This is a genomic window from Streptomyces halobius, from assembly GCF_023277745.1.
Lineage (GTDB): Bacteria > Actinomycetota > Actinomycetes > Streptomycetales > Streptomycetaceae > Streptomyces > Streptomyces halobius.
On record NZ_CP086322.1, the window covers coordinates 3,192,563 to 3,215,692 of the forward strand.

26 protein-coding genes and 5 tRNA genes are annotated in these 23,130 nt (G+C 70.5%); 10 read left to right on the top strand and 21 right to left on the bottom strand.

Annotation, left to right across the window (positions count from 1 at the left end; translation table 11 throughout):
- Nucleotides 1-105: 105 nt before the first annotated feature.
- A complete protein-coding gene (rpmB, locus tag K9S39_RS14550) occupies nucleotides 106-291 on the top strand; it encodes a 50S ribosomal protein L28 (RefSeq protein ID WP_006602870.1) in 186 nt (61 codons plus the stop codon).
- Nucleotides 292-400: 109 nt separating this feature from the next.
- Here rpmB and thiD read toward each other — a convergent pair whose 3' ends face one another.
- A complete protein-coding gene (gene thiD, locus K9S39_RS14555; RefSeq protein ID WP_248863764.1) occupies nucleotides 401-1,216 on the bottom strand; it encodes a bifunctional hydroxymethylpyrimidine kinase/phosphomethylpyrimidine kinase in 816 nt (271 codons plus the stop codon).
- A 10-nt stretch (nucleotides 1,217-1,226) separates the two neighbouring features.
- Complete coding sequence (locus K9S39_RS14560) at nucleotides 1,227-2,195, bottom strand: thiamine-phosphate kinase (RefSeq protein ID WP_248863765.1); 969 nt, start codon at nucleotides 2,193-2,195, stop codon at nucleotides 1,227-1,229.
- A gap of 158 nt (nucleotides 2,196-2,353) precedes the next feature.
- Between K9S39_RS14560 and K9S39_RS14565 the strand changes: the two genes are divergently transcribed.
- Together K9S39_RS14565 and K9S39_RS14570 are read left to right on the top strand one after the other, a co-directional pair.
- Nucleotides 2,354-2,587, top strand: coding sequence for an Lrp/AsnC ligand binding domain-containing protein (locus tag K9S39_RS14565; protein ID WP_248863766.1), 234 nt, complete (start codon nucleotides 2,354-2,356; stop codon nucleotides 2,585-2,587).
- A gap of 9 nt (nucleotides 2,588-2,596) precedes the next feature.
- On the top strand, nucleotides 2,597-3,085 hold the full coding sequence (locus tag K9S39_RS14570) for a DUF3515 domain-containing protein (protein WP_248863767.1): 489 nt from the start codon (nucleotides 2,597-2,599) through the stop codon (nucleotides 3,083-3,085).
- 37 nt (nucleotides 3,086-3,122) lie between these two features.
- Here the strand turns inward: K9S39_RS14570 and K9S39_RS14575 are convergent, their stop codons facing one another.
- The 4 genes from K9S39_RS14575 to K9S39_RS14590 are packed head-to-tail and all read right to left on the bottom strand — an operon-like array spanning nucleotide 3,123 to nucleotide 6,363.
- Nucleotides 3,123-4,259, bottom strand: coding sequence for a D-alanine--D-alanine ligase family protein (locus K9S39_RS14575; RefSeq protein ID WP_248863768.1), 1,137 nt, complete (start codon nucleotides 4,257-4,259; stop codon nucleotides 3,123-3,125).
- Between the two features lie 34 nt (nucleotides 4,260-4,293).
- A complete protein-coding gene (locus K9S39_RS14580; protein ID WP_248863769.1) occupies nucleotides 4,294-4,455 on the bottom strand; it encodes a hypothetical protein in 162 nt (53 codons plus the stop codon).
- 43 nt (nucleotides 4,456-4,498) lie between these two features.
- Nucleotides 4,499-5,500 (bottom strand): NAD(P)H-dependent glycerol-3-phosphate dehydrogenase, encoded by a 1,002-nt coding sequence (locus K9S39_RS14585; RefSeq protein ID WP_248863770.1) that lies wholly within the window; start codon nucleotides 5,498-5,500, stop codon nucleotides 4,499-4,501.
- Nucleotides 5,497-6,363, bottom strand: coding sequence for a lysophospholipid acyltransferase family protein (locus K9S39_RS14590; protein WP_248863771.1), 867 nt, complete (start codon nucleotides 6,361-6,363; stop codon nucleotides 5,497-5,499). Before K9S39_RS14590 ends, K9S39_RS14585 begins: the two co-directional genes overlap by 4 nt.
- 131 nt (nucleotides 6,364-6,494) lie before the next feature.
- Here K9S39_RS14590 and cofC point away from each other — a divergent pair, with 131 nt between their 5' ends.
- The gene (gene cofC, locus K9S39_RS14595; RefSeq protein WP_248863772.1) at nucleotides 6,495-7,193 is read left to right on the top strand and encodes a 2-phospho-L-lactate guanylyltransferase; all 699 of its coding nucleotides are present in this window, start codon (nucleotides 6,495-6,497) and stop codon (nucleotides 7,191-7,193) included.
- A 266-nt stretch (nucleotides 7,194-7,459) separates the two neighbouring features.
- Here the strand turns inward: cofC and K9S39_RS14600 are convergent, their stop codons facing one another.
- The 5 genes from K9S39_RS14600 to leuC all read right to left on the bottom strand — a co-directional run bounded on the left by K9S39_RS14600 (nucleotide 7,460) and on the right by leuC (nucleotide 10,938).
- Complete coding sequence (locus K9S39_RS14600) at nucleotides 7,460-7,663, bottom strand: hypothetical protein (protein ID WP_248863773.1); 204 nt, start codon at nucleotides 7,661-7,663, stop codon at nucleotides 7,460-7,462.
- Between the two features lie 95 nt (nucleotides 7,664-7,758).
- Nucleotides 7,759-8,403, bottom strand: coding sequence for an HU family DNA-binding protein (locus tag K9S39_RS14605; RefSeq protein WP_248863774.1), 645 nt, complete (start codon nucleotides 8,401-8,403; stop codon nucleotides 7,759-7,761).
- Between the two features lie 125 nt (nucleotides 8,404-8,528).
- Nucleotides 8,529-8,774, bottom strand: coding sequence for an SCO5555 family protein (locus K9S39_RS14610; RefSeq protein WP_248863775.1), 246 nt, complete (start codon nucleotides 8,772-8,774; stop codon nucleotides 8,529-8,531).
- A gap of 136 nt (nucleotides 8,775-8,910) precedes the next feature.
- Nucleotides 8,911-9,504, bottom strand: coding sequence for a 3-isopropylmalate dehydratase small subunit (leuD, locus tag K9S39_RS14615; protein ID WP_248863776.1), 594 nt, complete (start codon nucleotides 9,502-9,504; stop codon nucleotides 8,911-8,913).
- Nucleotides 9,505-9,507: 3 nt separating this feature from the next.
- Entirely contained in the window at nucleotides 9,508-10,938 is a 1,431-nt protein-coding gene (gene leuC, locus K9S39_RS14620; protein ID WP_248863777.1) for a 3-isopropylmalate dehydratase large subunit, read from the bottom strand.
- A 174-nt stretch (nucleotides 10,939-11,112) separates the two neighbouring features.
- Between leuC and ndgR the strand changes: the two genes are divergently transcribed.
- The gene (gene ndgR / locus K9S39_RS14625; protein WP_248863778.1) at nucleotides 11,113-11,829 is read left to right on the top strand and encodes an IclR family transcriptional regulator NdgR; all 717 of its coding nucleotides are present in this window, start codon (nucleotides 11,113-11,115) and stop codon (nucleotides 11,827-11,829) included.
- 175 nt (nucleotides 11,830-12,004) lie between these two features.
- Here the strand turns inward: ndgR and K9S39_RS14630 are convergent, their stop codons facing one another.
- Complete coding sequence (locus K9S39_RS14630; protein ID WP_248868755.1) at nucleotides 12,005-12,460, bottom strand: DUF4188 domain-containing protein; 456 nt, start codon at nucleotides 12,458-12,460, stop codon at nucleotides 12,005-12,007.
- Nucleotides 12,461-12,622: 162 nt separating this feature from the next.
- Between K9S39_RS14630 and K9S39_RS14635 the strand changes: the two genes are divergently transcribed.
- Nucleotides 12,623-13,270, top strand: a complete 648-nt coding sequence (locus tag K9S39_RS14635) for a MerR family transcriptional regulator (RefSeq protein WP_248863779.1) — start codon at nucleotides 12,623-12,625, stop codon at nucleotides 13,268-13,270.
- 45 nt (nucleotides 13,271-13,315) lie between these two features.
- On the opposite strand, the gene K9S39_RS14640 is transcribed toward K9S39_RS14635, so the two are convergent.
- From K9S39_RS14640 to K9S39_RS14680, 9 genes are all read right to left on the bottom strand, one after another.
- Nucleotides 13,316-13,388, bottom strand: a tRNA-Glu gene (locus K9S39_RS14640).
- 42 nt (nucleotides 13,389-13,430) lie between these two features.
- A tRNA-Gln gene (locus K9S39_RS14645) sits at nucleotides 13,431-13,502 on the bottom strand.
- A 16-nt stretch (nucleotides 13,503-13,518) separates the two neighbouring features.
- A tRNA-Glu gene (locus tag K9S39_RS14650) sits at nucleotides 13,519-13,591 on the bottom strand.
- A gap of 61 nt (nucleotides 13,592-13,652) precedes the next feature.
- A tRNA-Glu gene (locus K9S39_RS14655) sits at nucleotides 13,653-13,725 on the bottom strand.
- Between the two features lie 21 nt (nucleotides 13,726-13,746).
- Nucleotides 13,747-13,818, bottom strand: a tRNA-Gln gene (locus K9S39_RS14660).
- An 88-nt stretch (nucleotides 13,819-13,906) separates the two neighbouring features.
- Entirely contained in the window at nucleotides 13,907-14,632 is a 726-nt protein-coding gene (locus tag K9S39_RS14665; protein WP_248863780.1) for an HAD family hydrolase, read from the bottom strand.
- Nucleotides 14,633-14,734: 102 nt separating this feature from the next.
- The gene (gene gltX / locus K9S39_RS14670; protein ID WP_248863781.1) at nucleotides 14,735-16,219 is read right to left on the bottom strand and encodes a glutamate--tRNA ligase; all 1,485 of its coding nucleotides are present in this window, start codon (nucleotides 16,217-16,219) and stop codon (nucleotides 14,735-14,737) included.
- Complete coding sequence (locus K9S39_RS14675; protein ID WP_248863782.1) at nucleotides 16,212-16,985, bottom strand: fumarylacetoacetate hydrolase family protein; 774 nt, start codon at nucleotides 16,983-16,985, stop codon at nucleotides 16,212-16,214. Before K9S39_RS14675 ends, gltX begins: the two co-directional genes overlap by 8 nt.
- A gap of 82 nt (nucleotides 16,986-17,067) precedes the next feature.
- Nucleotides 17,068-17,259 carry a hypothetical protein gene (locus K9S39_RS14680; protein WP_248863783.1) on the bottom strand — a complete coding sequence of 64 codons (192 nt, stop codon included), beginning with the start codon at nucleotides 17,257-17,259 and terminating at the stop codon, nucleotides 17,068-17,070.
- Nucleotides 17,260-17,897: 638 nt separating this feature from the next.
- Here K9S39_RS14680 and K9S39_RS14685 point away from each other — a divergent pair.
- From K9S39_RS14685 to K9S39_RS14700, 4 genes are all read left to right on the top strand, one after another.
- Complete coding sequence (locus tag K9S39_RS14685) at nucleotides 17,898-21,500, top strand: sensor histidine kinase (RefSeq protein WP_248863784.1); 3,603 nt, start codon at nucleotides 17,898-17,900, stop codon at nucleotides 21,498-21,500.
- 9 nt (nucleotides 21,501-21,509) lie between these two features.
- Nucleotides 21,510-21,923, top strand: coding sequence for a roadblock/LC7 domain-containing protein (locus tag K9S39_RS14690; RefSeq protein WP_248868757.1), 414 nt, complete (start codon nucleotides 21,510-21,512; stop codon nucleotides 21,921-21,923).
- A gap of 116 nt (nucleotides 21,924-22,039) precedes the next feature.
- Nucleotides 22,040-22,450, top strand: a complete 411-nt coding sequence (locus tag K9S39_RS14695; RefSeq protein ID WP_248863785.1) for a DUF742 domain-containing protein — start codon at nucleotides 22,040-22,042, stop codon at nucleotides 22,448-22,450.
- A gap of 28 nt (nucleotides 22,451-22,478) precedes the next feature.
- Entirely contained in the window at nucleotides 22,479-23,021 is a 543-nt protein-coding gene (locus tag K9S39_RS14700; RefSeq protein WP_248863786.1) for a GTP-binding protein, read from the top strand.
- Nucleotides 23,022-23,130 lie beyond the last annotated feature (109 nt).

Consider the following 23,130-nt stretch of genomic DNA (forward strand, 5'->3'; position numbering starts at 1 on the left):
GCCCGATGGAAATCGGGCCATTCCTCTCCTGGCGGCGCCGGCGGTCAATGCACTCGGCTCGTCGGGATTTCACCGTAAGTGCATCTGAAGTCTTTGGAGTGACCCGTGGCTGCCAACTGCGACGTCTGCGGCAAGGGGCCGGGCTTCGGCAAGAGTGTCTCGCACTCGCATCGCCGTACCAACCGTCGTTGGAACCCCAACATCCAGACGGTGCGTGCAGTGATCGGGCGCACGCCGAAGAAGCTGAACGCCTGCACCTCGTGCATCAAGGCCGGCAAGGTCTCGCGCTGACGTCTTAACCCGTAGCGCAGCCGGCCGGTTGCTGGTGAAGCCGGTCCACCGAGTGGTGGGCCGGCTTTTGCCGTTCCCGGACGCCGACGGGCGCCCCCTCCCGTAAGCCCTAGCCGCGTCGGCACCAGCCATGGTCCACGGGCCCGATGCCCGCGCCCAGCCGGAAGCCGCCCGCGATGGCGCCGGTGACATAGTCCTTCGCCGCCGCGACCGCCCGCGGGACGGTGTCCCCCTTGGCGAGCTGGGCGGCGACGGCGCTGGCGAGGGTGCAGCCGGTGCCGTGCGTATGGCGGTTGTCGAGGCGGGGGGCGCGCAGCCAGTGTTCCTCGGTGCCGTCGGTGAGCAGGTCGACGGCGCTGTCCGCGCCCGCGTCCCCGGGGCCGGCGGGCAGATGGCCGCCCTTGATGAGCGCCCAGCGCGGTCCGAGGTCCAGGATCGCGGCCGCCGCCCGGCGCATGGCGGCCTCGTCCCCGACGCGCAGGCCGGTCAGCTGGGCGACCTCGTCCAGGTTGGGGGTGGCGACGGTGGCGGTCGGCAGCAGCTTGGTGCGGACCGCGTCCAGGGCGGTGGCGGCGAGCAGCGCGTCGCCGTGCTTGGAGACCCCGACCGGGTCGACGACGACCGGCACCCGCAGCCCGGCGAGCAGTTCCGCGACGGTCTCGACGAGTTCGGGCGAGGAGAGCATCCCGGTCTTCACCGCCTGGACGCCGATGTCGTCGACGACGCTGCGGAACTGGGCCCGTACGGCCTCGGCGGGCAGCTCCCACGCGCCCTGCACGCCCAGCGAGTTCTGCGCGGTGACGGCGGTGAGCACGCTCATGCCGTGGGTGCCGAGCGCCAGCATCGTCTTCAGGTCGGCCTGGATGCCCGCGCCGCCGCCGGAGTCGGAGCCGGCGACGGTCAGCACCCGTGGAGGTATGCGCATGGCGCCGAATCTACTCGGCGTCCCCGTTGTCCCCGAAGTGGTCCCAGCCGGCCTTCGCCCAGGACGCGCCGTCCACCGTCACCTGGGGCAGCGCGGAGGGATTGAGCACCTCGCCGATGACCTTCCACCGGGCGGGCAGCTTCACATCCGGCGGGAAGGTGGCGACGATCGCATGGTCCTCGCCGCCGTTGAGCACCCACTGCATCGGGTCCACGCCGACGGCGGTGCCGATGTCGGACATCTGCGAGGGGATGTCGATCTTGGCGGACCGCAGATCGATACGGACCTTGCTGGCCTCGGCGATATGGCCGAGGTCGGCGACCAGCCCGTCGCTGACGTCCGTCATGGCGGTGGCGCCGAGTCCGGCGGCCGCCGGGCCCGCGTGGTAGGGCGGTTCGGGGCGGCGGTGCGCCTCCACGAAGGCGCGCGGGGAGCGGAAGCCGCGGGAGAGGACGGCGTGCCCGGCGGCGGACCAGCCCAGCCAGCCGGTCACCGCGACCACGTCGCCGGGCTGGGCACCGCCCCGGGTGACCGGCTCCGCGTTGCGCAGATCGCCGAGCGCGGTGATGGCGATGGTGATGGTGTCGCCGCGTACGACATCGCCGCCGACGACGGCGGCGCCGGCCACCTGGCACTCGTCGCGCAGCCCGTCCATCAGCTCGGTCGGCCAGGTCGCGGGGAGTTCCGCGGGGACCACCAGGCCGAGCAGGATCGCGGTGGGCACCGCGCCCATCGCCGCGATATCGGCCAGATTCTGCGCGGCGGCCTTGCGGCCGACGTCGTACGCGGTGGACCAGTCGCGGCGGAAGTGCCGCCCTTCCAGGAGGATGTCCGTACTGGCCACGACCCTCCGGTCGGGCGCGGTGACCACCGCGGCGTCGTCCCCCGGCCCGATCCGTACGGCCGGGGTGGTGGTGAGGCGGGCGGTGAGCTCCCGGATCAGCCCGAATTCCCCCAGCTCGCCGACGGTGCCCTTCATGCTGTTGCCCTTCCCATGTGTACGGACGGTCCGTACGTGGCTGACGACTGCGCCGCACTTGCCGAGTTCACCGCGCGGGTCTCCCCGCTCCGCTCGGTGACGCGGTACCGTGGCGTCCCTTCTTCCCACATGATCCTCGTAGCCGCCCTGGAGGTTCCGTGGTACAGGCGTACATCCTGATCCAGACCGAGGTCGGCAAGGCCTCCGCCGTAGCCGAGGTGATTGCGAAGATCAACGGTGTGCTGACCGCCGAGGATGTCACCGGTCCCTACGACGTCATCGTGCGCGCGCAGGCCGACACGGTCGATGAGCTGGGGCGCATGGTGGTCGCGAGGGTCCAGCAAGTGGAAGGCATCACGCGCACGCTCACCTGCCCGGTCGTCCATCTCTAGCTCCCCCGTATGCTCGGCCGGGTGATCTCTCCGCGCCGTCGATACCTGGCCCTGCCCGTGCTCACCGTGCTGTTCGCCGCGGTGGGCTGTTCTTCCGGCGAGGTTGCCGTGCCCTCCCCCAAGGGCGAAGCCGCATCGCACTGCCGGGCGCTCCACAAGGAGCTGCCGCGGACCGTGGACGGACTGCGGCGGGGTACCGCCGAACCTGTCTCCGACTTCACTGCCATCTGGGGCGATCCTGCCGTGCAACTGCGCTGTGGGGTGCCGAAGCCCGACGTTTTGACGGCCGGGAGTGAACATTACAACCCCAGGGCGGACGGCGCGGTAGTCAACGGCGTCCGATGGCTCGTCGAGAAGCAGGACGACGGCTACCGCTTCACGACGACGCTGCGCAAGACGTATGTCGAAGTGACGGTTCCCGGGAAGTACGCGCCCGAGGTCAATGTGCTCACCGACCTCGCGGACGCCGTGAAGAAGACCGTTCCCGAAGGGGTTTGAGGCCCGGCCGGGGGTGCGGCCCCGGCCGGGTGGCGGCCTAGCGCAGGCCCGTCGAGCGGCGCAGCGCCGCCTGGATGAGCCGGTCGATCAGCTCCGGGTAGCTCACTCCGGTCTCCTGCCACATCCGCGGGTACATCGAGATGGGCGTGAAGCCGGGGAGCGTGTTGATCTCGTTGATCACGAACTCGCCGTTGTCCTGCAGGAAGAAGTCCGCCCGGACCAGGCCCTCGCAGGACGCCGCCTCGAACGCGGCGACGGCCAGCTCCTGGACCTCGGCGGTCTGCCCGTCGGTCAGCGGCGCGGGCACGATCCCGTCGGCGGAGTCGATGTACTTGGCCTCGAAGTCGTAGAAGTCGTGCGCGGTGACCGGCGGGATCTCGGCCGGCACGCTGGCCCGCGGGCCGTCCTCGAACTCCAGCACCCCGCACTCGATCTCGCGGCCGCTCAGCAGCGACTCCACGATGATCTTGGGGTCGTGGCGGCGGGCCTCCTCGACGGCCTCGTCCAGACCGGCGAGGTCGGCGACCTTGGTGATGCCCATGGACGAGCCGGCCCGCGCGGGCTTCACGAACAGCGGCCAGCCGTGCTCGGCGGCGAAGTCCACGATCTTCCTGCGGGCGGCCGCGGGGTCGTTCTCCCACTCGCGGGGGCGGATCACCGCGTACGGACCGACCGGCAGCCCGAAGGAGGCGAACACCCGCTTCATGTAGTCCTTGTCCTGGCCGACGGCGGAGGCGAGCACGCCCGAGCCGACGTAGGGGACGCCGGAGAGCTCCAGCAGGCCCTGGAGGGTGCCGTCCTCGCCGTACGGGCCGTGCAGCACGGGGAAGACGACATCGACCTCGCCCAGCACCTTGGGCACCGAGCCCGGCTCGCTGTAGACGACCTCGCGGTTGACCGGGTCGACCGGGAGCAGCACGCCGCCCTCGGTGTTCTCGGCCAGTTCGGCCACGTTGGGCAGCCGTCGGTCCGCGATGGCCATCCGCGCGGGGTCGTCGGCGGTCAGCGCCCAGCGTCCGTCGGCCGTGATGCCGATGGGCAGCACGTCGTACTTGTCGCGGTCGATGGCGGCCAGCACGGCTCCGGCGGTGACCACGGAGATGGCGTGCTCGGAGCTGCGGCCGCCGAACACGACGGCGACGCGGGGCTTGTGGGAGGGGGTCTCGCTGCTCATATCGCGTCGAGGGTACCTGCTGACCGGCCCCGAGTCAGTGCTTGCGGCGGCCGCTGTCACCGCCGCGTCGCCGCTGGTGCGGTGGGCGGGTGACGGGCCGCGCGGCGGTGTGCCGGGGCCGGAACCGCTCCCGTACCGCCGCGCACCGCTCCGCACGGTCCACACGGTCTCCCGTGCCGGTCCGTACGGCCCCCACGGCCTCGTCCTGTCCCGGACCGGTCCGTCCCGTTCCGGGCCCTTCAGTGCCTCTCGGGCTTCGCGGTGCGCGCCATCAGGTCCTTGAGGGCCAGCATCGGCGGCTTGCCCTCGTGGACGATCTCCACGACCGTCTCGGTGAGCGGCATGTCGACGCCGTGCCGGCGGGCCAGATCCAGCACGGACTCGCAGGACTTGACGCCCTCGGCGGTCTGCTTGGTGACCGCGATGGTCTCCGCCAGCGTCATCCCGCGGCCGAGGTTGGTGCCGAAGGTGCTGTTGCGGGACAGCGGCGAGGAGCAGGTGGCGACGAGGTCGCCCATGCCGGCCAGGCCCGCGAAGGTGTGCGCGTCGGCGCCCATGGCGAGGCCGAGTCGGGTGGTCTCGGCGAGTCCCCGGGTGATCAGGGACGCCTTGGCGTTGTCGCCCAGGCCCATGCCGGTGGCGATGCCGACCGCCAGCGCGATGACGTTCTTGACCGCGCCGCCCAGCTCACAGCCCACCACATCGGTGTTGGTGTACGGGCGGAAGTACGGGGTGTGGCAGGCGGTCTGCAGCCGCCGGGCGACCGCCTCGTCGGCGCAGGCGACGACGGCCGCGGCGGGCTGCCGGGCGGCGATCTCCTTGGCGAGGTTGGGCCCGGTCAGCACCGCGACGCGCTCTGCGGGGACCTTGGCGACCTCTTCGACGACCTCGCTCATCCGCTTGGCGGTGCCCAGTTCGACGCCCTTCATCAGGGAGACCAGGACGGTGTCGGGGGCCAGCAGGGGCGCCCATTCGGTGAGGTTGGCGCGCAGCGTCTGCGAGGGGATGGCGAGGACGGTGAAGTCCGCGCCCCGTGCCGCTTCCGCCGGGTCGGTGGTGGCCCGTACGGACGCGGGCAGCTCGACACCCGGCAGGTAGTCGGGGTTGGTGTGGCCGGTGTTGACGGCGTCGGCGAGGGCCGCGCGGCGCGCCCACAGGGTCACCTCGCATCCCGCGTCGGCGAGCACCATCGCGAATGCGGTGCCCCAGGACCCCGTGCCGAAGACGGCGCAGCGCGTCACTTGCTTTCATCCTCCTGTGCCTGCTGGGTGCTTCGGGTCTGCTGCGTACCGGCGGCCGGTGCCACGGGGGCGTCCGCGGCGGCGGGGGACCGCGCGGCGGGGATGTCCTCGGCCGCCCGCGCGGCCTCCCGGGCGGCGCGCCGCTCCTGGGCGACGACCTTGCGGTAGTCGAACGGTTCGGCCGGCGCGGGCTGGCCGCGGAGCTCGGCCAGCTGCTCGGTGACCGCGGTCATGATCTTGTCGGTGACGGCGCGCAGGACCTCTGCGGTCGGCTCCTTGCCGTAGAACTCGCTGAGGTCGACCGGCGGTCCCGCCTGTACCCGCAGGGTCTTGCGGGGGAAGAGCCGGAGCTTCTTCTCCTTGGCGTACGGCGGCATCACGTCATGGGCGCCCCATTGCGCGACGGGAATGACCGGGACCATGGTCAGCAATGCGACCCGTGCCGCACCGGTCTTGCCCTGCATGGGCCACAACTCGGGGTCGCGGGTGAGGGTGCCCTCGGGGTAGAAGGCGACGCATTCGCCCCGGTCGATCGCGGCGACGGCGGCGCGGAACGCGGTGGCGGCGTCGGTGGTTTCCCGGTAGACGGGGATCTGTCCGAGGTTGCGCATCATCATGCCGACGAAGCCGCCTTTGAAGAGGCCGGCCTTCGCCAGGAATCGCGGGACCCGCCCGGTGTTGTACTGATAGTGGGCATAGGAGAGCGGATCGAGATACGAGTTGTGGTTGACCACGGTGATAAATCCGCCGTCAGCCGGAATGTGCTCCATTCCGCGCCAGTCCCGCTTGAACAGAACCAAGAGCGGCGGTTTACAGATGACCGCTGCCAAGCGGTACCAGAAGCCGATTCTGCGGCGGGACACTGGAACACCCTCCTTGTGGGACCTGCTGAGCTGCTGCGAGCCGGCAGCCGCACGATTGTCGCCCCGGGTACCCGCTATGTCGAGAACACCGTAACCCCGTGCCTGACGAACGGCGGCGGCATCGGGGGAGAATGACGCCGATGCGAAGAGACGGAGCGGATGGCGGAGCAGCGGCGGCCTGGAGCCTGGTGATACCGCTGAAACCCCTGGTGCGGGCCAAGAGCAGGCTCTCTCCGGCCACCGGCGAGGAGTTCCGGACCCGGTTGGCGCTGGCATTCGCCCTCGACACCGTCGCCGCGGCGCTGGCCTGCGCATACGTACGGGATGTGGCGGTTGTCACGGATGATCGACTGGCCGGGGAGCGACTCGCGGAGCTGGGGGCGCACATTGTTCCCGACACACCGGCCCGCGGGCTCAACGCCGCGCTGACGCACGGAGCGAGCACGGTCCGGGCGCGCCGCCCCGGTGCCGCCGTCGCCGCGCTGAACGCGGATCTTCCCGCACTGCGTCCGGCCGAGCTCGGTCTGGTGCTCCATTCCGCCGCGGAATTCCCCCGCGCTTTTCTCGCGGATGCGGCGTATATCGGGACAACACTTCTGACCGCGACTTCCGGAGTGGAATTGGACCCGGCATTCGGGGGGCCGTCGCGGGCCCGTCACCTCGCTTCCGGAGCACGCGAGATCCGCTCGGCGGAGGTGCCGTCGGTACGCCGGGACGTGGACACCGGCGCGGATCTGCGGGCCGCGCTGGCGCTGGGCGTGGGCCCGCACACGGCACGGCAGGCCCCGCCGCTGGAGGACGGGGCGGCTGTGGAGGCGGGCGCTCCCTGAGGGGGTGGGTGGCCTGCGGGTGGGCGGTGAATCCCCTAGGGGCCGTCCCCTAAGGGTTGCGTGCGCCCCTTGCAGGCCACAACGTGGCGCGCGTGCGTCGGTATTCCCGCCGCCGGGGTCGGTATTCGTCGGTACGCCCGCAGTTCAGCGCGTCCGAAGGGGGATTCGAAGCCTCTGGAGCGGGTCTGAGACCGTCCGGAGCGGGATCCGGAGCACCCGGAGCGGGTTCAGCGTCCGGAGCGGGACAGGGGCACCGGAGCGCGGGATCAGAGCGTCTGGAGCGTGATGAGGACGATGCGGCGGGCGTCGCCTTCACCCTCGACGTCGATGCGTACCCGCTGACCGGGCCGCAGCAGCCGCAGGCCGCCCGCGTCAAAGGCCGCCGCGTCGAACGGCAGCGGGGTCCCGTCGTCCAGGAGCACACTGCCGGAGCGGGTCTCGGGGTCGTAGGTGTACGAGGTGGCCTGCATGACAGAGAGCCTAGACGGGCCCCGTCCTCCCATGCACCGCGGGCCGGGCTCCCCGAAGGGAGACCGGCCCGACGCGTTGCGTCGCCGCTGCTGAATTACCGCTTGCGGGCGGTGGTCTTCTTGGCGGTCGTCTTGCGTGCGGTGGTCTTCTTCGCCGGAGCCTTCTTGGCGGCGGCCTTCTTCGCGGGGGCCTTCTTCGCCGCTGCCTTCTTGGCGGTGACCTTCTTCGCCGGTGCCTTCTTCGCCACCGCCTTCTTCGCCGCGGCCTTCTTCGCCGGTGCCTTCTTCGCCACCGCCTTCTTCGCCGCGGCCTTCTTCGCGGTCACCTTCTTCGCCGGTGCCTTCTTCGCGGCCTTCTTGGCGGCGGCCTTCTTCGCGGCGGCCTTCTTCACCGTGGGCTTGGCGCCCGTAAGGCTGCCCTTGGGCGCCTTCTTGACGGCGACCTCGCCGCCCTTGGGGAGCTTCTTCGAGCCGCTGACCAGATCCTTGAAGCCCTGGCCCGCACGGAAACGCGGCACCGAAGTCTTCTTGACCCGCACGCGTTCACCCGTCTGCGGGTTGCGGGCATAGCGGGCCGGGCGGTCGACCTTCTCGAACGAGCCGAATCCGGTGACCGAAACGCGGTCGCCGCTGACAACTGCACGGACGATTGCGTCCAGTACCGCGTCCACCGCATCCGCGGCGTTCTGACGGCCGCCGAGCTTGTCGGCAATGGCCTCTACGAGCTGCGCCTTGTTCACGTCTTCCCCTTCGGAGACATTGCTGGAACGAAAGTTTCCAAGCTTTTTCGCACGTTAGGCAGATATATACCGCAAATCAAACACGAAACGGGCTTATCACCCTTGTGCCGCAACGGACTCGACCTTCACGGACTTCCGTCGGTGTGCACATCTTCGGGATAACGACCTTCGTCGAGGTCTTCCATGAACCACTCCAGACGCCTTGCCGCGTCCGCAAGATCGTGTTTAGCCGCGGCCGTGATGACGAGCAGCTTCCGGGTCAGCGCCATCCGTACGCCCTCCGGGACTTGCAGTGTCCGCACTCTTGCGTGTGCGACCTTGAGCCGGTCGGCGACGACGCCGTAGAGCTTGAGTTGGTCGTCGCGTTCCATGCGCTAATTGTGCCATCTGCGGCGAGTTGTCGCTTCACGGGGCCTCAACAGCCGCCCCGGCACACGGATGCGCCCCCTGCCAACTGCACAGGGGGCGCATCGTACGCAATATGGCTTTGAGCCATAAAACCCGAGGTCAGACCTCTACCGTACGCGGTGTGAACGACGGCCTGTTCGCCTCGTACGCGGCGATGGCCGACTCCTCCCGAAGGGTGAGGCTGATGTCGTCCAGTCCCTCCATCAGACGCCAACGGGCGTTCTCGTCCAGCTCGAAGTCCGCGGTGATGTCTACCGCGCGGACCTGTCGGGCGACGAGGTCGACGGTGATCTCGGCGGTCGGATCGGTCTCCGTCAGTTGTTGCAGCCGGTCCACGGTCTCCTGCGGCAGGACCACTGTCAGCAGGCCGTTCTTGAGGGAGTTGCCGCGGAAGATGTCCGCGAACCGCGAGGAGATGACGGCCTTGAAGCCGTAGTTCTGCAGTGCCCAGACGGCGTGTTCACGGGATGAGCCGGTGCCGAAGTCGGGGCCGGCGACCAGCACCGTGGCGCCGTTGTACGCCTCCTGGTTGAGGACGAATGCCGGGTCCTTGCGCCATGCCTCGAACAGCCCGTCCTCGAAGCCGTCGCGGGTGACCTTCTTCAGCCAGTGGGCCGGGATGATCTGGTCGGTGTCGACGTTGCTGCGGCGCAGCGGGACGGCCCGGCCGGTGTGGGTGGTAAAGGCTTCCATGGTTCAGACTCCCGCGGGCGTGGCGACGTCGACGTCGGACAGGTCGGCCGGTGAGGCCAGATGGCCGAGAACCGCCGTTGCGGCGGCGACCTGGGGCGAGACCAGGTGGGTGCGGCCGCCCTTGCCCTGCCGGCCCTCGAAGTTGCGGTTGGAGGTGGACGCGGAGCGCTCGCCGGGTGCCAGCTGGTCGGGGTTCATGCCCAGGCACATCGAGCAGCCCGCGTGCCGCCATTCGGCCCCGGCCGCGGTGAAGACCTTGTCCAGTCCCTCGGCGACGGCCTGCAGGGAGACCCGCACCGAGCCGGGGACGACCAGCATCCGTACGCCGTCGGCGACCGTGCGGCCCTGAAGGATCGCGGCCGCGGAGCGCAGGTCCTCGATACGGCCGTTGGTGCACGAACCTACGAAGACGGTGTCCACGGTGATCTCGCGCAGCGGCTGTCCTGCCGTCAACCCCATGTATTCCAGGGCCTTTTCGGCGGCGTGGCGCTCCGAGGCATCCTCGTACGAAGCAGGGTCGGGGACGTTCGCCGAAAGCGGCGCGCCCTGGCCGGGGTTGGTGCCCCAGGTGACGAACGGCGCCAGCGAGGAGGCGTCGATGACGACCTCGGCGTCGAAGACCGCGTCGTCGTCGGTGCGCAGGGTCTTCCAGTAGGCGACCGCGGCGTCCCAGTCGGCCCCCTGAGGGGCGTGGTCGCGTCCCTGGAGGTAGTCGAAGGTGGTCTGGTCGGGGGCGATCATGCCCGCGCGGGCACCGGCCTCGATGGACATGTTGCAGATGGTCATCCGGGCTTCCATCGACAGCTTCTCGATGGCCGGGCCGCGGTATTCCAGGACGTAGCCCTGGCCGCCGCCGGTGCCGATCCTGGCGATGATCGCCAGGATCAGGTCCTTGGCGGTCACCCCCTCCGCCAGCTCCCCGGTGACCGTGACCGCCATGGTCCTGGGGCGGTCCAGCGGCAGCGTCTGGGTGGCCAGCACGTGCTCGACCTGGCTGGTGCCGATGCCGAACGCCAGCGCGCCGAAGGCACCGTGGGTGGAGGTGTGGCTGTCACCGCAGACGACGGTGGTGCCCGGCTGGGTCAGGCCCAACTGCGGTCCCACCACATGGACGACGCCCTGCTCGACATCGCCCAGCGGGTGCAGCCGGACACCGAACTCCGCGCAGTTCTTGCGCAGCGTCTCCAACTGGGTACGCGAGACCGGATCGGCGATCGGCTTGTCGATGTCGAGGGTGGGGGTGTTGTGGTCCTCGGTGGCGATGGTGAGATCCGTCCGGCGCACCGGGCGGCCGGCCTTGCGCAGACCGTCGAACGCCTGCGGGCTGGTCACCTCGTGCAGCAGGTGCAGATCGATGAAGAGAAGGTCGGGCTCGCCTGCCGCGCGCCGGACGACATGGTCGTCCCAGACCTTCTCCGCGAGTGTCCTACCCATCGCAATCCCTCCGGCCGGCCACTGTGCCGGCCTTGCTCGTCCATGCGCGATCGCCCGCGGGAAACCCCTGCCGGGCCCTACGCCGTGCCCTGGTCGAGGGCCACGTCTCCAGAGTGACGAGTTCCCTGGAAAATTGAACTTGCGTTTCACACTGTGAGACGTGAGTATCGTTGCATGGACAACTCTAGCGGCGTCGGCGTTCTCGACAAGGCAGCTCTGGTTCTGAGTGCCCTGGAGTCCGGTCCGGCCACCCTCGCCGGGCTGGTCGCGGCGACAGGGCTCGCACGACCCACGGCACACCGGCTGGCCGTGGCTCTGGAACACCACCGGATGGTGGCGAGGGACATGCAGGGCCGGTTCATCCTCGGCCCCCGGCTGTCCGAGCTGGCCGCGGCGGCCGGCGAGGACCGCCTCCTGGCCACGGCCGGACCGGTACTCACCCACCTGCGCGATGTGACGGGCGAAAGCGCCCAGCTCTATCGACGGCAGGGCGATATGCGGATCTGTGTGGCGGCGGCGGAACGGCTGTCCGGACTGCGGGACACCGTCCCGGTCGGCTCCACCCTGCCCATGAAGGCCGGCTCCGCCGCCCAGATCCTGATGGCCTGGGAGGAGCCGGAGCGCCTGCATCGCGGTCTCCAGGGGGCCCGCTTCACGGCCACCGCGCTCTCCGGCGTACGCCGCCGCGGCTGGGCCCAGTCGATCGGCGAGCGGGAGCCGGGTGTGGCGTCCGTCTCCGCGCCCGTACGCGGCCCCTCCAGCCGCGTGGTCGCCGCCGTCTCGGTCTCCGGACCGATCGAGCGGCTGACCCGCCACCCGGGCCGGATGCACGCCCAGGCGGTCATCGACGCGGCCGCCCGCCTCACCGAGGGCCTCCGGCGCAACAGCTGAGCCTCAGCCGTTGCGGTCCACGCGCCCCACCACCGCAACGGACAACGGCTCCTGCCCCGGCCCGCCCCGCTGCGGGGTGCGCTGCCGTCCGTACGCTCGGGGCGGCATCCCGTCCCGCGGGTCCGTCAGGACGACCGCGGGCCAGGAGGCCGCCCCCTGACGTCTTGGCCGACGCTCAGGACGCCAGCCGCTCGGCGGCCCGCTCCCCGCGCCGCCCGACCGGCACCACGCCCACCGCCGCCCCGAGTCCGTGCGCCGGCATATTGCCGTAGATGGTCTCGTACGAGCCCGCCGGCACGGCATACGTCTCGTGCCAGAAGCCGACCCTGCCCCGGCCCGCCCGCAGCCGGCGGTTGTACGCCGCCCAGGCCGGCCGGTGCTCACCGCTCTGGTCGGAGGCGTAGGCCAGCAGCTTCTCCGTCGACTCCCAGTACTGGACGACGGTGAAGTGCCGCGGGAATCCCATCAGCAACCGGGTGCCGAGCATGCCGATACTCCGGTCACGGGAGAGTTCCCTGATCATCCGCGGCATCGCGGTGAACACGGGCACCCAACTCCGCACCGCCCACCAGTTGTTGACGCGCATCCCGATCAGGAAGACGACCACGTCCCCCTCGGCGTCCGCCGTCATCCGCCCGGGAATCGGCTTCCCGTTCCCGCCCCTCTTCTTAGTCTCGCCGCTCTTGTCGCCCATGGCAGCTCCCCCTGTGCCTTGATCCGCAACGTTGGATAGCGCCACTATCCCGTCTTCCATGTTTGGATAGTGCCACTCCCCAATGAGAGGTGCAAGAGGATGCGGCTGGCGGAGTTGAGTGAGCGCAGCGGGGTGTCCACCGCCACGATCAAGTACTACCTGCGCGAGCGGCTGCTGCCGCCGGGCCACCGGATCAGCGCCACCCAGTCGGCGTACGACGAGGACCATCTGCGCCGGCTGCGGCTGATCCGCGCGCTGATCCAGGTCGGCCGGATCCCCGTGAACACCGCCCGGGAGGTGCTCGCCGCCGTCGAGGACGAGTCCCTCGACCAGCACATGCGGCTCGGCGCGGCCGTGGAGGCCCTCCCGCACGGCCCGGAGCCGAACGATGCGGACCCGACGACCGCGGCGGCGCGGCGGACCGCCCGGGAGCTCCTGGAGCACCTCGACTGGCGCTTCAACCTCGACGTCGCGGAGGTCTCCGCCGCCTTCCGCATGCTGGTCTCCGCCATCGCGGCACTCAACCGCCTCGGCTACGACTGCGGCCTCCCGCGCCTGCTGCCGTACGCACACCAGGCGGCGCAACTCGCCGTCGTGGAACTGGATCTGATCGAGGAGTTCGAGAACCCGACCGAGCGGGTGGAGGCGGCGGTGGCCTGCACGGTGCTGTTCGAGCCGGTGCTGCTGAGCCTGCGCCGGCTGGCCGAGGCCGAGGAGTCCAACAGGCGCTTCGGGCAGAGCTGTTGAACGCGAGAAGGCCCTCCGCGCGAGGCGGAGGGCCTTCTCGTGACGTACCCCCGACCGGATTCGAACCGGCGCTACCGCCTTGAGAGGGCGGCGTGCTAGGCCGCTACACAACGGGGGCCTGTTTTGCTGCAGTTGAGCCGTGTCGCAAGGACACACTGCGCTGGGCTACCAGGACTCGAACCTAGACTAAATGAACCAGAATCACTCGTGCTGCCAATTACACCATAGCCCATGGTGGTATAGACCAGTACCCCCGACCGGATTCGAACCGGCGCTACCGCCTTGAGAGGGCGGCGTGCTAGGCCGCTACACAACGGGGGCTCTAGCGATCCTGCGTGAGAGGCAGCGGGTGCGACCCGACCACCTCCCCGGGAAGGATCTGTACCCCCGACCGGATTCGAACCGGCGCTACTGCCTTGAGAGGGCAGCGTGCTAGGCCGCTACACAACGGGGGCTTTGCAGATGAGCTCTGCGAGCTGGCCTACCAGGACTCGAACCTAGACTAACTGAACCAGAATCAGTCGTGCTGCCAATTACACCATAGGCCATCAAAGCGCAACCCCCGGCGGGGGGCTTGTTTTGATCTGCGCTTCCCGGCCGGGCCTCTCGGCCCTCTCGGGCGGCGCAGGAAGAACATTACCTGATCGTGGACGGGGCACCAAAACCGATAACTCCGCGCAGCAGGCCCGGCAGCTCGGCCAGACCGGCGATGCGCCGCACGCCGGGCGGCAGGTCATCGGCGGTGTCCGTACGGTCCAGCCAGACGGCCGTCAGACCGGCGTCCCGGGCGCCGAGCGCGTCGATGTCGAGCTTGTCGCCGACGTAGACGACGTCGGCGGGCGGCAGGCCCAGGGCGTCACAGGCACCGTGGAACGCCTCCGGGGCCGGCTTCGCGTGCCCCAGCTCGGCGGAGCACAGCACCGCCTCGAAGTGCGCACGGATGCCCAGCGCGGTCAGCTTGCGCTCCTGGTTGGCGGTGGAGGAGTTGGACAGCACCGCCTGGCGGAGCAGAGGCGCCAGCGCCTCCAGAGCGGGCTCGGAGTCCGGAAAGAGCGTCCACGCCGCTTCGTAGTGCGCGATGTACCGCCTGAACCAGGCGTCCGCCTCCTCGTCGGAGAGCTCGGTCCCCAGGAACGTCCTGGCGCGCCCGCGCCGGTGATCGAGAAATCCCACCTCACCGGCGAGGAAGCGGGCGAACTCGGTCTCCATGGCCTCCTGCCACCGCTTCAGCGCCGGCTCCGCGCCGCCGTACGCCTCCAGCAGCCCTTCGGCCTCGATGTGCCGCAGCGCACCGGTGCGGTCCGAGCCGGTGTAGTCGAAGAGGGTGTCGTCGATGTCCCAGAGGACGGCGCGGAGGGGCATGGGGGCAATCTAGCCGGTGGACGGGCAGGGAGCGTCCGCTCCCGGATACGCCGGGGGCCCGGAAGCCGCAACGGCTTCCGGGCCCAGGGCGCTCGTCGGAGATCAGCCCGCCAGCTTCGCCAGCGCGGCGTCGATGCGGGCGATGGTGCGCGCCTTGCCCAGGACCTCCAGGGACTCGAAGAGCGGGAGGCCGACCGTGCGGCCGGTGACGGCCACGCGGACCGGGGCCTGGGCCTTGCCGAGCTTGAGGCCGTGCTCCTCGCCGGCGGCCAGGACGGCCGCCTTGAGGGGCTCGGGGCCGGAGGCCCAGTCGGCGGCGGCGAGGTTGGCGCGGGCGGTGGCGAGGAGGGCCGCCGGGTCGCCCTTGCCCATGGCCTTCGTCCAGGACGCCTCGTCCTGGACCGGCTCCTTGCGGAAGAGGAAGTCGACGTTGGCGGTGATGTCGGAGAGGACGGTCAGGCGGGTCTGGGCGTGCGGGGCGATGGCCTCCCACGCCGCCTGGTCGAAGTCCTCGGGGGCCCAGTTGGCGTGCGGGGCCGTCAGCCAGGGCTCGCAGGCCGCGATGAAGTCCTTGACGTCCAGCCGCCGGATGTGGTCGGCGTTGATCGCCTCGGCCTTCTTCAGGTCGAAGCGGGCCGGGTTGGCGTTGACGTCGGCGATGTCGAACTTCTCGATCAGGTCGGAGATCGAGAAGATGTCCTGGTCGGCGGAGAAGGACCAGCCGAGCAGGGCGAGGTAGTTGAGCAGGCCCTCGGGGAGGAAGCCGCGCTCGCGGTAGAGGTTGAGGGACGCCTGCGGGTCGCGCTTGGAGAGCTTCTTGTTGCCCTCGCCCATGACGTAGGGGAGGTGGCCGAAGGCGGGGACCGCGGAGGCGATGCCGAGCTCGATCAGGGCCTTGTAGAGGGCGATCTGGCGCGGGGTGGAGGAGAGCAGATCCTCGCCGCGCAGGACGTGGGTGATACCCATCAGGGCGTCGTCGACGGGGTTGACCAGGGTGTAGAGGGGCGCGCCGTTGGCGCGGACGATGCCGTAGTCCGGGACGTTGTCCGGGGTGAAGGTCAGCTCGCCGCGCACCAGGTCGGTGAAGGTGAGGGGCTCGTCGGGCATCCGGAAGCGGACGATGGAGGTGCGGCCCTCGGCCTCGTAGGCGGCCTGCTGCTCGGCGGTCACCGTGCGGCACGTGCCGTCGTAACCGGAGGGCTTGCCGGCCTTCCGGGCGGCCTCGCGGCGCTCGTCGAGCTCCTCGGTGGTGCAGTAGCAGCGGTACGCGTACCCGCCGGCCAGGAGCTTGCCGGCGATGTCCCGGTAGATGTCCATGCGCTGGGACTGGCGGTAGGGCGCGTGCGGGCCGCCGACCTCGGGGCCCTCGTCCCAGTCGAAGCCGAGCCAGTGGAAGGCGTCCAGCAGCTGGTTGTAGGACTCTTCGGAGTCGCGGGCCGCGTCGGTGTCCTCGATCCGGAAGACCAGGCTGCCACCGGTGTGCCGGGCGTAGGCCCAGTTGAACAGGGCGGTGCGGACCAGGCCCACATGGGGGTTGCCGGTCGGGGAGGGACAGAAACGGACGCGTACGGGGGTCGCGTTAGCCACGCTTGATCACCTTGTTGGTGAGAGTGCCGATGCCTTCGATGGTGACGGCGACCTCGTCGCCGACGTTGAGCGGGCCGACCCCGGCCGGGGTGCCCGTGAGGACGACGTCGCCGGGCAGCAGCGTCATCGCCTCGGTGATGTGGACGATGAGGTCCTCGACGGAGCGGACCATGTCGCTGGTACGGCCCAGCTGGCGCTGTTCGCCGTTGACCGTGCACTGGACGGTGAGGCCCTCGGCGATCGCGGCGGGGTCCAGTGCGGTCTCGACCCAGGGGCCGAGCGGGCAGGAGCTGTCGAAACCCTTGGCCCGTGCCCACTGCTGCTCGCGCTGCTGGACGTCGCGCGCGGTGACGTCGTTGGCACAGGTGTAGCCGAGGATGACGTCCTTGACACGCTCGCGGGGTACCTCACGGCACATCCGGCCGATGACGACGGCGAGCTCCGCCTCGTGGTGCAGTTCCTGCGAGAAGGCGGGGTACGCGATGGGGTCGCCGGGGCCGACCACGGAGGTGGAGGGCTTGAAGAAGGTGACCGGTACGTCCGGGACGGTGGTGCCCAGTTCGGCGGCGTGTTCGGCGTAGTTGCGGCCGATCGCCACGACCTTGTTGGGCAGCACCGGGGGCAGCAGACGGATCTTGTCGAGGGGGACTTTCTGTCCCGAGCGCTCGAATTCCGCGAACGGGTGCCCCTTGATGACGTCGAGTTCGTCGCCTTCGACGACGCCGAAGCCGACGTTGCCGTCGATGGAGAATCTGGCGATGCGCACGAGTTGCCGCTGCCCCTCAATTGATCTCTGGCCGGAGTTGACACTCCAGGCTATCGCGGGGCAACGGCCACTCCGCCTCCCGTCAATCGGCGGCGTCCTGCTGCGGCGCGTCCATCAGGACGGTGCGGCGCGGGTTGGCCGTCTGGGCGGGCAGTTCGACGGTGTGCTCCGGTGCCTCGGGGGCCGCGGTGCCGAGTTCGTCGGCGTCCTTGAGGTGCGCCAGGGTCGTGCGCCGCGGGTTGGCTATGTTGCGGAACATCATCGTGGTCTTCACTGCTTCATGCCTCGCGAGGAGATGAGGGATTAAGGGAAGGGGACGGCAATGCGGCGGGCCGGCGATGGCGCACCGGGCATGCCGAAAGGGCTGCCCTTGTCATTCCGGGCAACCCTGTAAAGCGTCAGGGTATGCGGGCTATTCCCTGCGAAGTGGCGGTCAAGTCAACGATCTTCCTGTGAGTTTCCTCACGAAGGGTGTGACAAATGACGCATTTCCCATGATCAACATCCATGGGCGAATCGGACATTGCCGCATTGAAGCGCACGTTCCGCTCCTGATCACCGCACCTGGGACAGCGCACCCGGGCGATCGACTCGCGGGCAAAAGTCCGTTATCAGTAGCCCGATCCTCTACATGCCGTAACGCGCCCCATACAATGCGTCACCCATGTCACAGCCGTCCGCTCCGCTCTTGTTGGAGATCCGGCACTGTGCTGGAATTCCACGGACCGCCGCACGTTTAAGCCGGCGCGCAGGGCGCAAAGTAGCGCCGCGCGGTGGTGCCGCTCTCTCGGCCAGAGAGGGAAGCCCGCCGGTCACTCACGACCGCCATGGGGGACTCAGCGGTCCCCCATCGACTCGACACCGTCCCGCCGTTAGCGCGGGGGGACGCCTGGTCCAGAGGTTGCGACGCTAGTGCAGGGACGTTTCAAGAGGGATGGCAGCGCTGCGGCGGACCCGGAGCTGCGCGGCGGGACCGACCGCGCCTCCACGCCCCAGCGCGCCCAGAGCAACGGTCAGACGGACGGCGGCAGTGCGCCGTCCGACCACAGCGGCCAGGCGCCCGGCGCCGACTCCGCCGACAGCGGCAAGCCCCAGGCCTCGAAGGGCCCCAGCGGGCCCGGCTCGCGAATAGCGCTGCGCAACTGGCGCATCAGCACCCGTCTGGTCTCCCTGCTCGCGCTCCCCGTCGTCGCCGCGACCACGCTGGGCGCGTTCCGTATCCAGGATTCGATGGAGAACATCGACCAGCTGGACAAGATGCAGCTGCTCACCGAGATGACGCGGCAGGCGACCGAGCTCGCCGACGCGCTCCAGGTCGAGCGGGACAAGTCGGCGGGTCCGCTCGCCGGCAGCGGTAACACCAAGGACGACGCGAACGTCCTCGCACCCCGTGAGGCGACCGACCGCGCCAAGATCAACTTCAACCAGGCCGCCGGGGAGATCCAGGGCCAGGACGCGGCGATGACCGGTGTCCGGGCGAACCTCGTGGACATCGGGCGCCAGCTCGGCACCCTCAACGAGATCCGCACCAGCGCCTACAAGGACGAGGGCAACGCCGCGCGGACGGTCACCAGCTACAACCAGCTGATCACCACGCTGCTCGCGCTGTCCCAGGACATGGCGCAGGCCACCAGCAGCCCGGAGATGATCCAGAGCACCCGTGCGCTGGCGGCGTTCTCCAACGCCAAGGAGTACGCGTCGATCCAGCGCGCCCTGGTGAGCGCCGGCCTGGCCCACCCGGGCGGCCCGGAGCTGTCCTCCAACGACCGGCTGGCCGGCCGTAACGCCGAGATCAACGAGAAGGCGGCCCGGGATCGCTTCTCGAAGATCTACACCAACAACGCCGGCGCGCTCACCCGCGGCCTGGACGGCAACAACGACGAGATCAAGTCCGCCTCCGCCTTCGCGCACCGCGCGTTCGCCAGCGCCGGCGGCATCCGCACCCAGGACTACAAGTACCTCGACTGGTTCGACTCCGACACCGTCAAGATCGCGGAGATGAAGCGGATCGAGTCGCAGCTGCTCCACGAGATGGAGCTGAAGTCCAAGGAGCTGCGCAACGAGGCCACCCAGGAAGCCATCATCAGCGGTGCGCTGATCCTGCTCGTCCTCGGTGTCTCGCTGGTCGGCGCGTTCGTCGTGGCCCGGTCCATGGTCCGCTCGCTGCGCCGCCTCCAGGACACCGCGCAGAAGGTCGCCCAGGACCGGCTGCCCGAGCTGGTCAAGCAGCTGTCCGAGGCCGACCCGCAGGACGTGGACACCTCCGTCGAGTCGGTCGGTGTGCACAGCCGGGACGAGATCGGCAAGGTGGCCGCGGCCTTCGACGACGTGCACCGCGAGGCCGTCCGGCTCGCCTCCGAGCAGGCGCTGCTGCGGGGCAACGTCAACGCGATGTTCACCAACCTCTCGCGCCGCAGCCAGGGGCTGATCCAGCGGCAGCTGTCGCTGATCTCCGAACTGGAGTCCCGCGAGGCCGACCCGGACCAGCTCTCCTCGCTGTTCAAGCTGGACCACCTCGCCACGCGTATGCGCCGTAACGGCGAGAACCTCCTCGTCCTCGCGGGCGAGGAGCCGGGACGCCGGTGGACGCGGCCGGTGCCGCTGGTCGACGTGTTGCGTGCGGCCGCCTCCGAGGTGGAGCAGTACGAGCGGATCGAGCTCAACGCGGTACCGCAGACCGAGGTCGCGGGCCGGGTCGTCAACGACCTCGTGCACCTGCTCGCAGAGCTGCTGGAGAACGCCACGTCGTTCTCCTCGCCGCAGACCAAGGTCAAGGTGACCGGTCACGCGCTGCCGGACGGCCGCGTCCTGGTCGAGATCCACGACACCGGTATCGGCCTCTCCCCCGAGGACCTGTCGGCGATCAACGAGCGGCTGGCCAGCCCGCCGACCGTGGACGTCTCGGTGTCCCGGCGGATGGGTCTGTTCGTGGTCGGCCGGCTGTCGCTGCGGCACGGCATCCGTATCCAGCTGCGGCCCTCCGACTCCGGTGGCACCACCGCGCTGGTCATGCTCCCGGTGGACGTCGCACAGGGCGGCAAGAAGCCCGCGCCGAACCCGGCCAAGAGCGGCGCCGGCGATGCCGGCGGCACCCCGTCCAGCCGGCTCGCGGGGCTGACGCCACGCGGTCAGGTCGGCTCGGGTCCGTCGGCCGGCGGGCGCCCCGCGCTGCCCTCTCGCGGCGGCCCCGGTAACGGCCCCGGCGGTTTCGGTGCCCCGGCTCCGGCGGGCCGTCCCGGTGCGCCTCAGGTCGGCGACCAGCGGCCCGGGGGCGGCCGTCCGGGCCTGCCCGCCCGCGACGGGAACGAGCAGCAGTCGCCGAGCGTGGCGCCGCCCACCGGCGCGCCCCGGCGCGGGGAGCGTCCGCAGCTGCCGCCGCGGGGTGCCGCCGCCGCACTGCCGGGGGGCGGTGCCGGTGCGCCGGGCGCCCAGGACGGCCCGGGCGAGCCGCAGCCGGGCACCACGAGCTGGGGTGCGCGCCGTGAGCGCGGCGACTCCGACGACTGGCCGCTGGCGCCCCGCCCGGCGCAGGACCGGCCGCGCGGCCACGAGGAGCCGACGCCCACCGGCGGCTTCGAGCGGCCCACGGCCTCGGCCGGCGGCCCCGCGGACACCGGGGCGTTCGCCCGCCCGGAGTTCCACGGCCCGCCGCCGGGCACCGCTCAGGGCGGGCGCGGCCCGGCCGACGGCGGCCGGTTCGCGCCGCAGGACGGCCGCGACGCGGGCGAGTTCGCCCGTCCGGCCGGTCAGGGCACGGCCGGCGGCCCCGGTGACACCGGGCAGTTCGCGCGTCCCGACAGCGACACCGGTCAGTACGAGACGGGCCAGTTCCACCAGACCGACAGCGACACCGGCCAGCTCCACCAGATCGACAGCCACACCGGCCAACACCAGACCGGCCAGCTCCACCAGATCGACAGCGACACCGGCCAACACCAGACCGGCCAGTTCCCGGTGGCGCAGCCGCAGGACCGCGGTGCGCCGTCCGGCGACGCGCTCAGTGGCTCGGCCGCCGGCCCCGGTGACGGCCGTACGCCGATCTTCGACACCGTCGAGTCGAACTGGTTCGGCACACCGGCGGCCGCGGCCGCCGGTGTGCCGCCGCGGCAGTCCGGTCCGTCCGACGCGCCGGCACCGCGCCGTGGCACCGCCCGCGACGAGGGCCCCGCGAACGACGTACCGGCGCAGGGTCCCGGGGCTCAGGGGGACGGCGGGGCGCAGTGGCGCAGCACGCCGAACGACGAGACGTGGCGGCAGGCGGAGCAGATCCGTCAACCCGCCGCGGGCGGCGTCACCACCTCCGGGCTGCCCCGCCGTGTCCCCCGCGCCAATCTCGTGGCGGGCACCGCGCAGCAACAGCAGCCCGCCCAGACAGGTCCGCAGGTCTCGCGTGCGCCCAGTGATGTGCGCGGGCGGCTGACCAATCTCCGTCGGGGTATCCAGCAGGGCCGGCAGGCCGGGTCGAATACCGGCACGCACGGCGTTGTTGACCCCACTCACCAGCAGGAGCGTTAGTTGAGTCCGATGAGCCAGGCGGCGCAGAACCTGAACTGGTTGATCACCAATTTCGTGGAGAACACCCCCGGGGTGTCCCACACGGTGGTGGTCTCCGCGGACGGGCTGCTTCTCGCGCTGTCCGAGGGATTCCCGCGCGACCGTGCCGACCAGCTGGCGGCAGTGGCCTCCGGCCTGACGTCGCTGACCGCCGGCGCCTCCCGCATCTTCGAGGGCGGGAGCGTCAACCAGACCGTGGTGGAGATGGAGCGCGGTTTCCTCTTCATCATGTCCGTCTCCGACGGATCGTCGCTGGCCGTGCTCGCACACCCCGAGTGCGACATCGGCCTCGTCGGTTACGAGATGGCCCTGCTGGTCGACCGCGCGGGCACCGTCCTGACGCCCGATCTCCGCGCCGAACTCCAGGGCAGCCTGCTGTACTGAGACGTCCGCAGCGTCTCCGGTAACCGGGCACCGCGTCCCGTAGTCATCCGTCCATCCCGCCGCACCCCCCACCGGCCCAACCCGACGACACGTCAGTTGTCCCGTCCGGAGGATCCATGACCCCGCCACCTGCCACTCCCGGCCCGTACGGCGCCTACAGCCAAGCGCCGTACGGGGACGAAGGTGACCAGCCGTTGGTGCGCCCGTACGCCATGACCGGAGGCCGGACCAGGCCGCGCTACCAGCTGGCCATCGAGGCGCTGGTCAGCACGACCGCCGACCCCTCCCAGCTGCCGGGGCTGCTGCCCGAGCATCAGCGGATCTGCCACCTGTGCCGTGAGGTGAAGTCGGTGGCGGAGGTCTCGGCGCTGCTGCAGATCCCGCTCGGCGTGGCGCGGATCCTGGTCGCGGACCTGGCGGAGGCCGGGATGGTGGCGATCCACCAGCCCGGTGGCAGCGGCGAGGCCGGTGGCACGCCGGATGTGACCTTGCTGGAGAGGGTGCTCAGTGGGCTTCGCAAGATCTGACGAGGTCGGCGGCGGCACGGCCCGTGCCATGACCTCCGCGAAGATCGTGGTGGCGGGCGGCTTCGGCGTGGGCAAGACCACGTTCGTCGGCGCGGTCTCGGAGATCAATCCGCTGCAGACGGAGGCCGTGATGACCTCCGCCTCGGCGGGGATCGACGATCTGAGCCATGTCGCGGGCAAGACCACGACGACCGTGGCGATGGACTTCGGCCGGATCACGCTGGACCAGGACCTGATCCTTTACCTCTTCGGTACGCCGGGCCAGGACCGGTTCTGGTTCATGTGGGACGACCTCGTGCGCGGGGCGATCGGCGCGGTCGTCCTCGTCGACACCCGCCGGCTCGCCGACTGTTTCCCGGCCGTCGACTACTTCGAGAACAGCGGCCTGCCGTTCGTCATCGCCCTCAACAGCTTCGACGGACACCAGCCCTACCGGCCGGAGGAGGTTCGGGAGGCGCTCCAGATCGGGCCCGGTACGCCGATCATCACCACCGACGCACGGCAGCGCGGCGAGGCCAAGAGCGCGCTGATCACGCTCGTCGAGCACGCGCTGATGGCGCGGCTGGGGTAGCGGGCACCGACGGCCCGCTCCGCGGTGGCGCGGGCCGGGCGCCTCTTGTCCGCAGCGGAAAGCCGTTTCCACAGGACGATTTCGGCCGCCTTGAAAAGGTTCCCTCCAC